Source organism: Gaetbulibacter saemankumensis DSM 17032, assembly GCF_000425645.1.
Classification (GTDB): Bacteria; Bacteroidota; Bacteroidia; order Flavobacteriales; family Flavobacteriaceae; genus Gaetbulibacter; species Gaetbulibacter saemankumensis.
The window spans coordinates 496,887-510,693 of sequence record NZ_AUDV01000005.1; the positions used below are offsets into that span (position 1 = coordinate 496,887).

13 protein-coding genes are annotated in these 13,807 nt (G+C 36.0%); 4 read left to right on the forward strand and 9 right to left on the reverse strand.

Annotation, left to right across the window (positions count from 1 at the left end):
* Positions 1-13: 13 nt before the first annotated feature.
* Genes H611_RS0102235 through H611_RS0102245 form a run of 3 tightly spaced genes read right to left on the reverse strand, consistent with a single transcriptional unit; the run spans position 14 to position 2,575 of the window.
* Positions 14-1,453, reverse strand: coding sequence for a hypothetical protein (locus tag H611_RS0102235; protein WP_027136816.1), 1,440 nt, complete (start codon positions 1,451-1,453; stop codon positions 14-16).
* Positions 1,454-1,464: 11 nt separating this feature from the next.
* Positions 1,465-2,040 (reverse strand): hypothetical protein, encoded by a 576-nt coding sequence (locus tag H611_RS0102240; RefSeq protein ID WP_027136817.1) that lies wholly within the window; start codon positions 2,038-2,040, stop codon positions 1,465-1,467.
* Complete coding sequence (locus H611_RS0102245) at positions 2,024-2,575, reverse strand: RNA polymerase sigma factor (protein WP_027136818.1); 552 nt, start codon at positions 2,573-2,575, stop codon at positions 2,024-2,026. The genes H611_RS0102240 and H611_RS0102245 overlap by 17 nt, the downstream gene beginning before the upstream one ends.
* Positions 2,576-2,749: 174 nt before the next feature.
* Here H611_RS0102245 and H611_RS0102250 point away from each other — a divergent pair, with 174 nt between their 5' ends.
* Together H611_RS0102250 and meaB are read left to right on the forward strand one after the other, a co-directional pair.
* The gene (locus H611_RS0102250; protein ID WP_027136819.1) at positions 2,750-3,304 is read left to right on the forward strand and encodes a DUF2911 domain-containing protein; all 555 of its coding nucleotides are present in this window, start codon (positions 2,750-2,752) and stop codon (positions 3,302-3,304) included.
* Positions 3,305-3,370: 66 nt separating this feature from the next.
* Positions 3,371-4,441, forward strand: coding sequence for a methylmalonyl Co-A mutase-associated GTPase MeaB (gene meaB, locus H611_RS0102255; RefSeq protein WP_027136820.1), 1,071 nt, complete (start codon positions 3,371-3,373; stop codon positions 4,439-4,441).
* On the opposite strand, the gene H611_RS0102260 is transcribed toward meaB, so the two are convergent.
* The 6 genes from H611_RS0102260 to mnmA all read right to left on the reverse strand — a co-directional run bounded on the left by H611_RS0102260 (position 4,438) and on the right by mnmA (position 10,703).
* On the reverse strand, positions 4,438-5,004 hold the full coding sequence (locus tag H611_RS0102260; protein ID WP_027136821.1) for a phosphatase PAP2 family protein: 567 nt from the start codon (positions 5,002-5,004) through the stop codon (positions 4,438-4,440). The genes meaB and H611_RS0102260 overlap by 4 nt on opposite strands.
* 42 nt (positions 5,005-5,046) lie before the next feature.
* Complete coding sequence (locus tag H611_RS0102265) at positions 5,047-5,274, reverse strand: hypothetical protein (RefSeq protein ID WP_027136822.1); 228 nt, start codon at positions 5,272-5,274, stop codon at positions 5,047-5,049.
* 3 nt (positions 5,275-5,277) lie between these two features.
* Positions 5,278-6,657 (reverse strand): MATE family efflux transporter, encoded by a 1,380-nt coding sequence (locus tag H611_RS0102270; RefSeq protein WP_027136823.1) that lies wholly within the window; start codon positions 6,655-6,657, stop codon positions 5,278-5,280.
* 285 nt (positions 6,658-6,942) lie between these two features.
* The gene (locus H611_RS0102275; RefSeq protein ID WP_027136824.1) at positions 6,943-7,884 is read right to left on the reverse strand and encodes an NAD(P)H-dependent flavin oxidoreductase; all 942 of its coding nucleotides are present in this window, start codon (positions 7,882-7,884) and stop codon (positions 6,943-6,945) included.
* Complete coding sequence (locus H611_RS0102280; protein ID WP_027136825.1) at positions 7,884-9,488, reverse strand: S8 family serine peptidase; 1,605 nt, start codon at positions 9,486-9,488, stop codon at positions 7,884-7,886. Before H611_RS0102280 ends, H611_RS0102275 begins: the two co-directional genes overlap by 1 nt.
* A gap of 27 nt (positions 9,489-9,515) precedes the next feature.
* Positions 9,516-10,703 (reverse strand): tRNA 2-thiouridine(34) synthase MnmA, encoded by a 1,188-nt coding sequence (gene mnmA / locus H611_RS0102285; RefSeq protein WP_027136826.1) that lies wholly within the window; start codon positions 10,701-10,703, stop codon positions 9,516-9,518.
* Positions 10,704-10,883: 180 nt separating this feature from the next.
* On the opposite strand from mnmA, the gene H611_RS0102290 reads away from it, so the two are divergent.
* A complete protein-coding gene (locus tag H611_RS0102290; protein WP_027136827.1) occupies positions 10,884-12,287 on the forward strand; it encodes a fasciclin domain-containing protein in 1,404 nt (467 codons plus the stop codon).
* 492 nt (positions 12,288-12,779) lie between these two features.
* Positions 12,780-13,807, forward strand: a 1,028-nt coding sequence (locus tag H611_RS13825) for a hypothetical protein (protein WP_157515029.1), incomplete at its 3' end; no start/stop codon positions are given.

Sequence of the window (13,807 nt, forward strand, 5' to 3'; positions counted from 1 at the left end):
ATAGCACCAGAAATTATTGCATAGTCACATTGCTAAACTTAGCATTTACCAATATACTTTTACCGCTATGCGTTGCTCCGGTTGAAAAGCTACTCGTTTTATCTTGAGATTTTCTAAGTGGATGCTTAAAGTTAGATTGACTTCCAACATATTGCAAGTTGTAATCTACCGATGGTAACGCTATGGAAGCATTACTATTTTGAAGAATAATATTAAGATTGGTAAAGGCATCGTCGATTTGTGCGATGTTCAAATCGCCTATAGAGCCATTTATAATAGCATTACCACTAAGCTTTTCTATATTTACTTTCGAAGAATTAGCCGTAAGAACAATGTGTTTAATTTGTCCTATTTCAACATCCTCTACATAATTAACATTCAGCTCTCCAACATTCCAATTTGTAATTTTTACTGGCGCATAAGAAGCATTAACAGAAGTAGAACTTCCATTAATGCTATTTGCTACCAATTTGGTATAAGAAAGATTGGCCTTTAAATTGTCGATGGCCGAAGCAATTTTTAATTCCCCGTGCCTTACATTTACTTTTAATTTCGCATCCTTAGGAATTTTAATTCGAATGGTCTTCTTAACATCTGCATTGGATTTATCGGTCACTAATTTCTCAACAATAATACGTCTCTCGTCCGCAAGTTTGTCATGTTCGCGACGTTGTTTTTCATGAAATTTTAAACGCTCCCCCATGGCCTCTTCCCTTTTATTATTTAAAATAATAATCTGCGCATGACGCTTTTGTATTTGTTCTTCTTGCTTTTTCATTTGTGCTTCCAGCTTATGCTCCATAGCTTCCATTTTCTTAGCATAGTTTTCACCCCAGTCGGCCATTTTCGCTTGAAAATCTTTACCTAAGGTCTTTTCAAGCTCTTTAGAATATTCCTCCAAATAGCTCTCTCCATCCTTTTGGTACGCCTCATAGTCAAAATAAATATCCCCTAGACCTTCAGGTAACTCCGGCAACTCAGGCATTTCAGGAACCCTTGGTACTTCAATAATTTCATTGACTTCAGGCACTTCAATAAACTCGTAATCTATATTGGGAGCATCAGCTATCGCAAACTTTAATTCTTCTATAATGGCATGCATATCTTCCGTGTCATCTCCTAAACGATGCACCCACATTTTAGGCGCATGCCCTCTGGTGGCTATCTGCACATCACTTCTTGTAGCATCGATATCTACCGTCCAGTTTTTTAAAGCTTCTTTCAAGTCACTGTCACTCAACTTATCACTTTCAATATAAGCTTCAATTTGCACAACATCTTTGTTCCAGGTCTCGAAAACAATATTGCAATAACTTGTGTTTAAATCGACCACCGCCTCCTTATCCACATTTATAGACTGGGAGACTTTTGTTAACTTTTGCTGTCCTATGAGGTCGTGACTTAGCAACAACACTATAAACAGCAGCATGTTTGTTATAATTAATTTGTTCATTTTTTGATTGATTAAATGGATTGTGATGAATTTTCAATAATGTTTGCATCGGGATTCAATGCTTTTAATTGTGATTTTAAACGATACAACAAGCTTAACCTGAACTTCAAGTTATCGATTAGGGCATTTACAGTTAATTCTGATGGTCCGACTTCGGTTAATTCACGAGACAGGCGTTTATATTCCTTATCAAGTTCTTCGAGTTGCATGATGTAGCCATCAAACATTTCTTTGGTTTCGGGTGTGTACTTAATTTTAGACAATTCCAGATTAATACTCGCTAAATAATAATCCTCCACTTTCTTTAAACCAGGAGAAATATCACCCAGCGTTTTAGTTTCAACCGTAGTATTTGCAACCACCTGATTAGGTGTGGTGCCTTCATCGTTAAAATAATTATAAGTCACTAATCCTATACCCAGAAATACAACCACAGAAGCCACCATATACAACCAATGCGACATAATTTGTTTCTGCTTTGGTAATGCCGTATCTAACTTTTCAAGAAATCGTGCTTCATGCCCTTCGGGTAGTTGTACATGATGTAATGCTTCGTTCTTGTATAAATCTCTAATATCCCGTGCCATCTTTTTTAGTACTTAAAAGTTCCTGTAATTTAACCTTACCTCGATATAGTTGTGTCCGTGATGCCACTTCCGAAATATTGAGTATCTCCGATATTTCCTGATGATCGTAGCCTTCTATAATATACAGCATCACAACATACTGATACTTATCCGGTAATTTTTCAATAGCTTGTTTTACATCGGTTAATGTAATAGTATCTTCAACTAACCATTTGTCATTAATCTCAGCATCGACCACTTTAAGGTGCACCTCCTCCAAAGCAATGAGTTGTTGCTTTTTAGATTTCAAAAAGTCGATACATGTATTAATAACAATACGTTTTAACCAGGCCCCAAAAGTAACATCTGCATGAAATTGATCCAGTTTAGAAAATGCTTTTATAAAAGCTTCCTGCAGAGCATCTTCGGCATCGTTAACATCTTTCAAAAATCGATTTGCAACAATAAACATACCCTGACAATACTGCCTGTATAGTTTAAGCTGTGCTTTACGATTGTTCTGTTTACATTGTTCAATAATGTCAACCTGAAACATGCTTGAATTACTTTTGATTTTTAGTTAGTTCAATTATAAAGACGACAAAAATTTCGGGGTGTTGCAAACAATTTGAAAATTTAACACGTATATAAAACAAAACCTGATAATTGTCCGTTCCTAATATATTAATTATTAGTTTTTAAAGTATATTTACCCCTCAAAAATCAATTTATGAATACCTTTTTGAAACGCACTTTAGTTGTTTTATCTATTATAGCTGTTGGACTTTTTCTTTATTCTTTTTTTGTTGAAAATATTTTCGAAAAACGCTTAAGCCCAAAGGACACTGTAGAATTTAAACTTAACGATTTAGAACTAGAGGTTTTTTATAACCGTCCATACAAGAAAGGTCGTGAGATTTTTGGAGCTTTAGTGCCATTCAATCAGGTTTGGAGAACGGGTGCTAACGAAGCGACTACCTTTGAAACAAACAAACCTTTGGACATTCAGGATATGACCCTTCCTGCCGGAAAATACACCCTCTGGACAGTACCTAAAGACAGTTCTTGGACCGTTATTTTTAATTCGAAACAATATAAATGGGGAGTCGATTCTGAAATGAAACCTCTTTGGGATCCGAATTATGATGTACTGGATTTAGAAGTACCTGTTGAAAACCTTAATACCGTAGTAGAACAGTTTACCATTGCTTTTGATAATTCTACAGATAACTTGTTATTAACCATGGCCTGGGATGATATTAAAGTTTCTGTGCCTTTAAAATAATATTTCTCGAGTCTTTTATTTTCGACTATAAAAAAAATTGTAATTTAGGTATACAACAGCATACCATTGGCAAAAGAAAAAAAATCGGCTTTAAAGAAAAATGAAGGTGTTTCGCAATCGGAACTTACCAATAGCAATGCTATTTCTCATATTAAAAAGAAACGATTAGAATCACCTAATACGCAAACCCTTATAAAACATATTCTTAATAAGGATATTTCCGCATTAAGTCGTGCCATAACTTTAGTTGAAAGCAACAACCCAAAGCACTTAAAACAGGCTAATAACATTATAAATGCCTGTTTACCCCATGCCGAAAAATCGATAAGAATTGGTATTACCGGTGTTCCTGGTGTTGGAAAAAGCAGCTTTATTGAAACCTTTGGTAAACACCTTACGGCCATAGGAAAACGAGTAGCCGTACTAGCCATAGACCCTAGCAGTTCACTTAGTAAAGGTAGCATCCTGGGAGATAAAACCCGCATGGAAACTTTAGCCAAAGATCCGAATGCCTTTATTCGCCCCTCTGCTACAGGTACTACTCTTGGTGGTGTAGCCCGTAAAACACGAGAAACCATTACCTTATGTGAAGCAGCCGGATACAACGTTATTATCATTGAAACAGTAGGAGTTGGTCAAAGTGAAACCACGGTACACAGCATGGTCGATTTCTTTTTATTATTACAACTTACCGGGGCTGGCGATGACCTGCAAGGCATAAAACGCGGCGTTATAGAAATGGCCGATGCCATTGCCATTAATAAAGCGGATGGCGCTAATTTGAAACAAGCCCAATTAACAAAGGCTGATTTAGAACGTAGCTTACATTTATACCCAGAAAAAGAATCCCAATGGCAACCTAAAGTAACCACCTGTAGCGCCCTTAAAAATGAGGGCATTGCAGACGTCTGGCAGTTAATATTAGAATATATTCACTTAACCAAAAAGAATCATTATTTTGAGGTTAAGCGGCGAGAACAAAATAAATACTGGCTTATTCAAACGATTGAAAGTCAACTAAAGTATGATTTTTTCAATCGGGAAACCATCCAAAAAGAAATGGCTAAACAAATAGAATTGATAGAACAGCAAAAAACAACGCCCTTTGCCGCAGCGGAGTATCTTTTAGGTCTTTAAAAATTATACGTTCTTAATAAGATTTTAGAAATTTTATAAAACAGAAATCCTGAAATTGCACCGAAGGTAAGTCCGCAAAAAATATCTAAAGGATAATGTACCCCCACGTAAATGCGACTATAAGCCACAACAGCACTCCAGAACAACAAAATAAAGATTAGATTTTTATAATAAGGTCTTAATATTAGTCCAGCAAAAACTGCTGCTGCCATAGAGTTTGAAGAATGTCCTGAAAAGAAACCATACTTACCACATCGTACGGCAATAAATCGCATCTGGTCTAACAAATCGGCTTCACCACAAGGGCGCGGCCTGGCAAATCCACGTTTAAAAACATTTGTGATTTGATCGGTAAAAGTTATCATTAAAGCAATAACAACCACAAACATAAGTAAGGACTTTAAGCCAAACTTCTTATACAATAAATACAATAAAATGGCATAAAGCGGAACAAAGGTTAATTTGTTCGTTATTAACAACCAAAGTCCATCCCATGTTGGCTTACCTAAATTATTTAAAAATAAAAAAAGTTGCGTATCGTAGTCTAAAAGCTGATCGATCATTTATGTTGGTTTTACCGCAATTTAAAATAAAATTTTAAACTATTACTCCTCGTATTTTTCAATTTCTCGGTCGTAAAACTCAGTAGCCTGTTTAATAGCCAGTTCGGTTTCGGTTTCTAATTCCTTTTGATCTTCGTCATCAAAATCTTCAAACCACTCAATCTCATCATCTTCAAGGTTAATGATAAATCGTGGAAACTCCGTGTGAATTACAAAAATGGCATTCGGATAATCTGTATTATCTCCTAGTATAAATTTAGGTAAAGTCATGCTTTAGTTTTCTTTTTGTAAAATTAACTTTTTAGTTAAATAATTGAATCTAAAATATAATAAAATCGCTGCCGAGGTTAATCCCACCAACAAGCCTAACCAAATACCAAAACTACCATAGGCCGTTTCATTACCTAAAAACCAACACACCGGAAAACCAATAAGCCAATAAGAGATAAAAGTAATAATGGTTGGCATTTTCACATCCTGAAGACCACGAAGTGCACCCAGGAAAATAACCTGAACACTATCGCTTATTTGAAAAATAGCTGCAACGATAAGTAATTGGGCGGCAATACCTACCACTTCAGTATTATCGATCAGATTTTCAAGATCATCAAAGTCAACATATAGTTTTGGAAGCTGATTGTGCAATAAAAAGAACATCAATGCAAATCCAGATGCCAATATAATTCCTAATAAAAATATGGAAAATGCAATACGACGCAGTTCTTTATAGCGTTGAAGTCCTTTCTGATTTCCCACACGAATCATAGCTGCCACACTCAACCCCGTTGCTACCATAAAGGTCATAGACGACAAATTAAGTGCTATTTGATTGGCTGCCTGCGGATTTTTACCTAACAAACCACTTAACCAAATGGCGGCTGTGAATATGGCTACCTCAAAAAACATTTGCATAGCGCTGGGTGCACCTAAATTTAAAATCTTTTTGAGCATCGGTTTGCTCAGAACAAATAACTTAATTTGTGTAACATACCTTTTAGACTTCTCTTTACGCTTTAGTAAATACCATAAATACCAAACCATTAAAAATCTCGATATTAATGTACCGTAAGCGGCACCTACGATACCTAATTCCGGAAAACCTAATTTTCCAAAAATAAGAACATAGTTTAAAGCTATATTAATGATGTTTGCAAAAATGGTTGCATACATCGGATAACGCGTCATAGATAAACCGTCACTGAATTGTTTAAAAGCCTGAAAAACAATAAGCGGTATTAATGAAAGAGCTACGAGATTTAAATATGGAATGGCCAATTCGACCACTTCCTCGGGTTGTTTCATAAAATACATTAGTGGTTTACCAACAAGTAACATAAGAAATAAAGCTATACCTATAACTGTACATAAAAACAAACCGTGCTTAAAGGAGGATTTTCCCTTTATAAAATCTTTTGAGGCATCGGCTTCTGCAATAAGGGGCGTAATGGCTGTTGAAAAACCAATTCCTAGAGACATGGCAATAAACATAAAGCTATTCCCTAGAGAAACAGCGGCAAGCTCGGCCGTACCCAACTGCCCCACCATAATATTATCGACAAAACTCACAAAGGTATGTCCAAGCATACCCAACATAACAGGTGCTGCCAGTTGCCAGTTGTATTTAAATTCTTTAGTATAACTCGTTAATTGCATGCTGCAAAAGTAAACTTTACCCCTTATTATTTGGAACTATTAAGTATTAAAATTTTCTTATGATTTTTAGTCAATCAAAAGATTGTTAATAACTATAAACATCTTTTAATCAAACAATTAGACTTTATTCGTAACTTACAAAACTTAATTTTTGATGAATCATCATCGATTTAGATATAGACATAAGAAACAATTAGCTTTTATTGTATAGGGATTTTTTAATAAGATGCTTTATGTTTCCTATCTGAAAAAGGGAAAATACTTATTTTCCCTTTTTCTTTTGAATTACATTCTACTTATCGACTTCTTTGCTTCTTCAAATTCCGCAATAATGTCTTTCACAATTTCGGCGACCGGTTTTATATCATGAATAAGTCCGGATATCTGGCCTATTTCTAACTCACCCTCTTCAAGATCCCCTTCAAACATACCGCGTTTAGCTCTAGCCCTTCCTAATAAATCCTTTAATTGCTCAACAGAAGGTCCTTTTTGATACAACTCTTGAATATCGTAATAGAATTTATTTTTTATTAATCGAACCGGTGCCAGTTCCTTGAGTGTTAATTGGGTATCTCCTTCCTTTGAATCCACGACCAATTGTTTAAAATTCTGATGTGCAGAACTCTCTTCGCTAGCTACAAACCGACTCCCTATCTGCACAGCATCGGCACCTAAAATCATGGTGGCCAACATAGCACGACCAGTAGCAATACCTCCAGCTGCGATTAGTGGTATGGATAATTTTTCCTTTACCATAGGAATTAAAGTTAAGGTAGTGGTTTCATCACGGCCATTATGTCCTCCAGCTTCAAAACCTTCAGCCACCACTGCATCGACCCCAGCCTCCTGAGCTTTTAAGGCGAATTTCACACTACTTACCACATGTACCACGGTTATGCCTTTTTCCTGCAACCATGTAGTCCATGTTTTTGGGTTACCAGCCGAAGTGAACACTATTTTCACACCTTCTTCAACAATAATATCCATGATTTCCTGAATGTTCGGATAGAGCATTGGAACATTCACTCCGAAAGGTTTATCGGTAGCAGCCTTACATTTTTGGATATGCTCACGCAATACTTCTGGATACATGGAACCTGCTCCTATAAGACCTAAAATTCCTGAATTACTAGCAGCAGAAGCCAGTTTCCATCCGCTATTCCATACCATTCCAGCCTGAACTATGGGGTATTCTATTTGGAATAATTCTGTGATTCTATTTGTCATTATTGTTTTACCAGCTTAATAGTTTTTGATTGGTTTTGGTCTTCTACCCTAACAAAATAAATACCCGGAGTTAGATCTGAAAGGTCTAAGCTATTGAATGACTTATTCATTGTTTTTTGCATCATGAGCTTCCCGATAACATTATATATTTTTAGTGGCATGCCTTCTAAATCCTGAGGTAACTGAATATAAAATATATCCTTTACAGGATTTGGGAAACATGCCATATCATTTAATGTATTATTCGAAATGCTTAAAGCACTGTTTAACGTGCCATATAAATCTGGAATACCATATCCCAGCAAATAATCAGGAGAATTATACTGTGAAGCTGACGCCCTCACCAATTGCATAAGTTCTAAATTCGTTTTATCTGGTAAAGCCTGCCATAAACAAGCTAGAGCGCCCGCCAATATAGGTGAACTAAAAGAAGTTCCATTTGCCAAGCCAATAACATTATTTTCATCAATTACAGCACTCGACTGTCCTTGCGCAACAACATCAGGTTTTATAGTAGGTTGAATATTACTACCAACCGAGCTGAACCAAGCCTTGTTACCTGATCCATCAACAGCACCAACGCTTAATATTCCTGCAGAATCTGCCGGAGCATTCAAACCATTGTTCCCTTCGTTACCCGCTGAATTGACTACTAACAGCCCCTTTTCTGAAGCAATATTAGCACCACGTGTTATAAAAGTTGTGACCCCATCATAATCGGTATTCCTATAACGATAATTTAAATTATCGTAAAAGGCTCCATAGCCTAAAGAGGTATTTATCACATCTACTCCAAGACTATCAGCACGTTCGGCAGCTTCCACCCAGTAACTTTCCTCGACTGGTGTTTCCGAGAGGTCATCTTCTGTAACAAACAAATAATAAGCCGCATCAGGAGCTGTTCCAACAAAAGTATTGTCTACATAACCTGCCATCGTACTTAAAACCATTGTTCCATGATTACCTGTACTTGCCGTAGATACATCTTCATTTCGCGTCACAAAATTATAAGTCCCTTTAAGATTACCTAAGTCACGCATTCTTTTAAAAGCATTTAACGTTAATACATTCTGAAAATAACCATCCAGAACAGCTATGGTCATCCCTGAACCTGTATAATCAGCTTCATGAAGCTTATCAACATTTATCATTTGTGCTTGATTGGCCGCATTTCCATAATTATAAACAATAGTTTCCTGCTGAAATTTGGAGGCATTTTTTTGATTCAATGTTTTAGAAGCATTTAAACTTTTATCAGCAAAATCTACAGAATTAACGTAAGCCAGATTTTTTAACGCACTAATATCTGCGAAGCTGCCGCGAACATGGACTGCATTCAACCATTTAGATTTCGCTAAAACTGAAATTCCGGACTGGGATTTTAAATCTGTAATATAAGACTCATTAACAGGCACATCACGTTCATCGATGGCTATGCCATGCCTGTTCTTCCTATCGATGGCCTTTTGGGTTAAAATAGAAACAGGATTGGCAACAGCAGTTGCGACATTTGCCTTATCAATTAGATACACCCAAGCATCTTCCTGAGCAATAAGACTATTGAAACAACACAAACATGTAACAATAAGTAGGATTCTTTTCATTAAACATAGATCTTTAGTCTATGCAAGTTATGAAATTACTCCCGAACCTACTAACTCATCATTGAGGTACCAAGCCACAAATTGGCCTTCCGTTATTGCGGATTGATTTTCTTCAAATTCAACATACATACCATTCGAAACCTGATGTAAGGTGGCCTTTTGTAGCGGTTGTCTGTAACGTATGCGGGCTTCTACCTCCATAGTGGCTCCTTCCTCAAGTGCTAAATCTTCTCTTATCCAGTGCAATTCTTCATTATGAACGAATAAAGCTTTTTTTAATAATCCCGGATGCTCCTTACCTTGACCCGTATAAATAATATTATCCTCTACATTGGTATCTATAACAAACAAAGGTTCAACCGTTCCGCCTACAGCCAATCCTTTTCGTTGACCTTTAGTAAAATAATGTGCCCCTTGATGTTTACCTACAATCTTACCTAGTTCCTGCTTATATTCAATTTTTCGGGACAAATATTGTAATTTTTCTTCTGAAGATTGAAATTCTGGGTCCGTACTATTATAAATATCTTGCTCCTTAGGAATTTCTACAATAAAACCTTCTTTAGGTTTTAATTGCTGTTGAAGAAAATCTGGTAATTTTACTTTACCAATAAAACACAAGCCCTGAGAATCTTTCTTTTCAGCCGTAACTAAATCTAACTCGGTGGCTATTTTACGCACTTCAGGTTTTGTTAACTCACCGATAGGAAATAAAGATTTTGAAAGTTGTTCCTGGGACAACTGACATAAAAAGTAGGACTGATCTTTATTATTATCAACACCTGCTAATAATTGATAAATGTCTTTACCATCTTTCTTAATCATCCCCTTTCTGCAGTAATGACCGGTTGCAACATAATCGGCACCAAGGTCTAATGCAATTTTCATGAACACATCAAACTTTATCTCCCGATTACACAGTACATCGGGATTGGGAGTACGTCCCCGTTCGTATTCATGAAACATATAATCAACAATACGCTCCTTATATTGTTCGCTTAAATCGACCGTTTGAAACGGAATTCCTAACTTTTCAGCAACCAGCATGGCATCATTACTATCATCAAGCCACGGACATTCATTAGAAATCGTCACCGAATCATCATGCCAATTTTTCATAAAAAGGCCAATAACCTCATAGCCTTGCTCCTTTAAAAGATAGGCCGCAACGCTAGAATCTACACCTCCCGAAAGTCCAATTATAACCCGTTTCATCTGAACAAAATTAGTCTGCAAAGATATAAATAATTAACAATGATAGTAGCTGAATTATGTTATAATTATAAGTTTTGTTTATTGTTTTATAAATTTTATTGAACAATAATTAGGTTTTTTGTTTAATTTTTACATAACTTTGTTAAACAAAATTTAAAAACCTTTAAAAACTTTAAAAAAATGAAAAAAACTAAACTACTGAGTATTTTACTCTCGTTAATCTTAGCAGTTACCATTGTATCTTGTAGTGACGATGAAGATACTCCAATGGTTCAAGCTGAAACCATTGCTGAAATAGCAAGTATTTCCCCTAATTTAAGTAATCTAGTAGCAGCCCTGCAGAGAGCGGGACTTGTTGAAACTTTAAATGGATCAGGACAATTTACGGTTTTCGCTCCTACAAATGCCGCATTTAATGCGTTCTTACAAGCTAACAACTTCGCTTCTTTAAACGATGTTCCTGTAGATGTTTTAACACAAGTATTATTAAATCATGTTATTTCTGGTGAAATATTTTCATCAGGATTATCTACAGGTTATGTTAGTACTTTGGCGACTCAAAGTGCATCTGATTTAAACATTAGCATGTTTGTAGATTTATCCTCAGGAGTAACATTAAATGGTGTATCCGACGTTATAGAGGCTAATATTGATGCTACCAATGGTGTCATTCATGTGGTAGATGCTGTTATTGGTATTCCATCCGTGGTAGATCATGCCTTAGCAAATTCAAGTTTTAATAGCTTAGTCGCTGCGCTAGGTGCGGCAGACGGCAATTTAGTAAGTGTACTTCAAACTGCAGGTCCTTTTACTATACTTGCTCCAGATAATAATGCATTTGCAAGTTTTCTTGATGGAGCAAGCTTAGGAGATGTACCAACGGATGCTTTAGCTAACGTATTATTAAACCATGTTATAAGTGGCGTAGTACCTTCTACCGCGCTTTTAGAAGCCGAAGCGGGTTATACTAACACCTTAGCTACCGGTCCTAATGATGCCAATTTAAGTTTATATTACAACACAGCTGGAGGTGTAAGCTTTAACGGCTATTCCATGGTTTCTAAAGCTGATGTGGTAGCCTCAAACGGGATCATTCATGCAGTTGATACCGTAATTGACATACCTACCATCGTCACTTTTGCGACTGCAGACCCTGCATTTTCAACATTAGTGAGTGCTCTTACAACCTTAACCCCTAATACACCATTTGAAGTGGTACTTAGCAGAACTGAAGGTGGAAATAACGATAACTTAAATCCTCCGTTTACAGTTTTTGCACCAATCGATACTGCTTTTGCAGCTATTACAGTGCCTTCGGAAGAATCAACACTTACTCGCATCCTTTTACATCATGTGATTGGTGGAGCTAACGTAGCATCTGGAAATTTAACACCAAACGGCGACACTACTGCAGCGAGCCTTGAAGGTGATAATTTAACCATAACACTCCCAGGAACAGGTGATAATATAGCTGATTTGACCGATGGTGCTGGTAATGCTGACATTGGAATTATTAAAGTAGATGTACAAGCTGGAAACGGCGTTATCCATGTGATAAATAAAGTAGCAATACCCGTAATTTAAAAAACTAGTTTGGTTTTTTGATTTGTGAGAGTTTAAATTAAACTCTCATAGAAAAGTCTCTTGAATTTCAGGAGACTTTTTAATTTATCGGTATTTCGTATATAATTATGCATTTATTTTTGAGCTAAATACATCACGCATATTATAAGAAACTGGATGAATAAAAATATTTAAATTCCTATAAGAATATTAGTAAAAATGTATTTTGTCGACTTTTTTTGCGTTTCGTAGATGTTTTTTCAGATTTTTATAGTATATTCGTCCACAAATAATTAATTAATAAATCTATTTAAAGTAAAATATTAGGTTCATGTAGAATAAAGGAGTATTTCAACGATTATTTTTGACATTCGAAGAGCCTAGCGCTAATTTTGACCATTCCCTCTTAAAACCGGTTAATAGCAAATAAAACCAGAAAATATCTATTCATGGAAAAGAATCTTTCTCTGAATGATTATTCATGGTATTGCAACGCCCTAAAATTAACTGTATATGAAGAAAAATTACTTTGGGAAATTTATTCTTTTAATATGTTTTCTATGCTTAAGTCTTACCGTGCAGGCTTATCATAATTACGTATCAAGGATTTCCACGCCTACACCTACCGTTAATTCCAGTATATATTACGGAGCTATATCTGATTATGCTAGTTTTGTTGAAACGGAACTAGCCCCTGTTGTATCTTCTAAAAATTTAGTTACCAAGTCTTTAGAATCGACTTTGGCTGTTGAATATGTTGCAGGAGATTATAGGTCTGTTGGTAGTGGGGATTGGACAAATTTGTCTACCTGGGAATATTTTGATGGAACTAATTGGGGAAACGCCACTTCTTATCCGGGAGAATTTACTGGAACAAATAATGTAACTATTGCCTCAGGTGATACAGTGTCTATTACTTCTAATTTAACTACGGAGGTTATGGGGGATTTTTTCGTTGAAGGGACTTTAATTCTTGGAGATGGAACCTCCTCTCAACATTATACAACATTGTCTACTGACTTAATTACAATAACTTCTACTGGTACCATAACATTTGACGGAAATAAAGTTAGATTAACTTTGCCTGACCCAAACGCTGCCTTATTAATAGAGACACCTGGAATGATAGATGGCTCCTGTAGTAACAATGATGAAATATTTATTAATACAAACAAATACGCTACTTGTGTTGGTAGTGGATCTACAACTTATTCTTTTGGTGATTTAATAGCGGCTGGAGGAACTTTTAACGCAGTAATAACTCCATCAACAAATCCATTTACAGCCGAAGCATGCACTAACTTTACCTTAACTGGTTCAACAACTGGAACAACAACTGGAACGGTAACTTATTCGTGGACGTTGACTGACACAGACATTTCCGATAACTCTACAACAACGACAAATTTAGGCTCTAGCCCTTCAGCTAGTTTCATTCCTCAAATAGGGTATGAATATTTAGTATCTTTAGAGGTTGCAGACAATACTTATACAAATGTTGAAACATTAACTGTTTATACAGTAGATACAACACCCCCTAC

Excerpts from the sequence above, each read along its gene's own strand:
- H611_RS0102235 (WP_027136816.1), bottom strand. The coding sequence starts at position 1,453 with ATGAACAAATTAATTATAACAAACATGCTGCTGTTTATAGTGTTGTTG.
- H611_RS0102240 (WP_027136817.1), bottom strand. The coding sequence starts at position 2,040 with ATGGCACGGGATATTAGAGATTTATACAAGAACGAAGCATTACATCAT.
- H611_RS0102245 (WP_027136818.1), bottom strand. The coding sequence starts at position 2,575 with ATGTTTCAGGTTGACATTATTGAACAATGTAAACAGAACAATCGTAAA.
- H611_RS0102250 (WP_027136819.1), top strand. The coding sequence starts at position 2,750 with ATGAATACCTTTTTGAAACGCACTTTAGTTGTTTTATCTATTATAGCT.
- H611_RS0102260 (WP_027136821.1), bottom strand. The coding sequence starts at position 5,004 with ATGATCGATCAGCTTTTAGACTACGATACGCAACTTTTTTTATTTTTA.
- H611_RS0102265 (WP_027136822.1), bottom strand. The coding sequence starts at position 5,274 with ATGACTTTACCTAAATTTATACTAGGAGATAATACAGATTATCCGAAT.
- H611_RS0102270 (WP_027136823.1), bottom strand. The coding sequence starts at position 6,657 with ATGCAATTAACGAGTTATACTAAAGAATTTAAATACAACTGGCAACTG.
- H611_RS0102275 (WP_027136824.1), bottom strand. The coding sequence starts at position 7,884 with ATGACAAATAGAATCACAGAATTATTCCAAATAGAATACCCCATAGTT.
- H611_RS0102280 (WP_027136825.1), bottom strand. The coding sequence starts at position 9,488 with ATGAAAAGAATCCTACTTATTGTTACATGTTTGTGTTGTTTCAATAGT.
- mnmA (WP_027136826.1), bottom strand. The coding sequence starts at position 10,703 with ATGAAACGGGTTATAATTGGACTTTCGGGAGGTGTAGATTCTAGCGTT.
- H611_RS0102290 (WP_027136827.1), top strand. The coding sequence starts at position 10,884 with ATGAAAAAAACTAAACTACTGAGTATTTTACTCTCGTTAATCTTAGCA.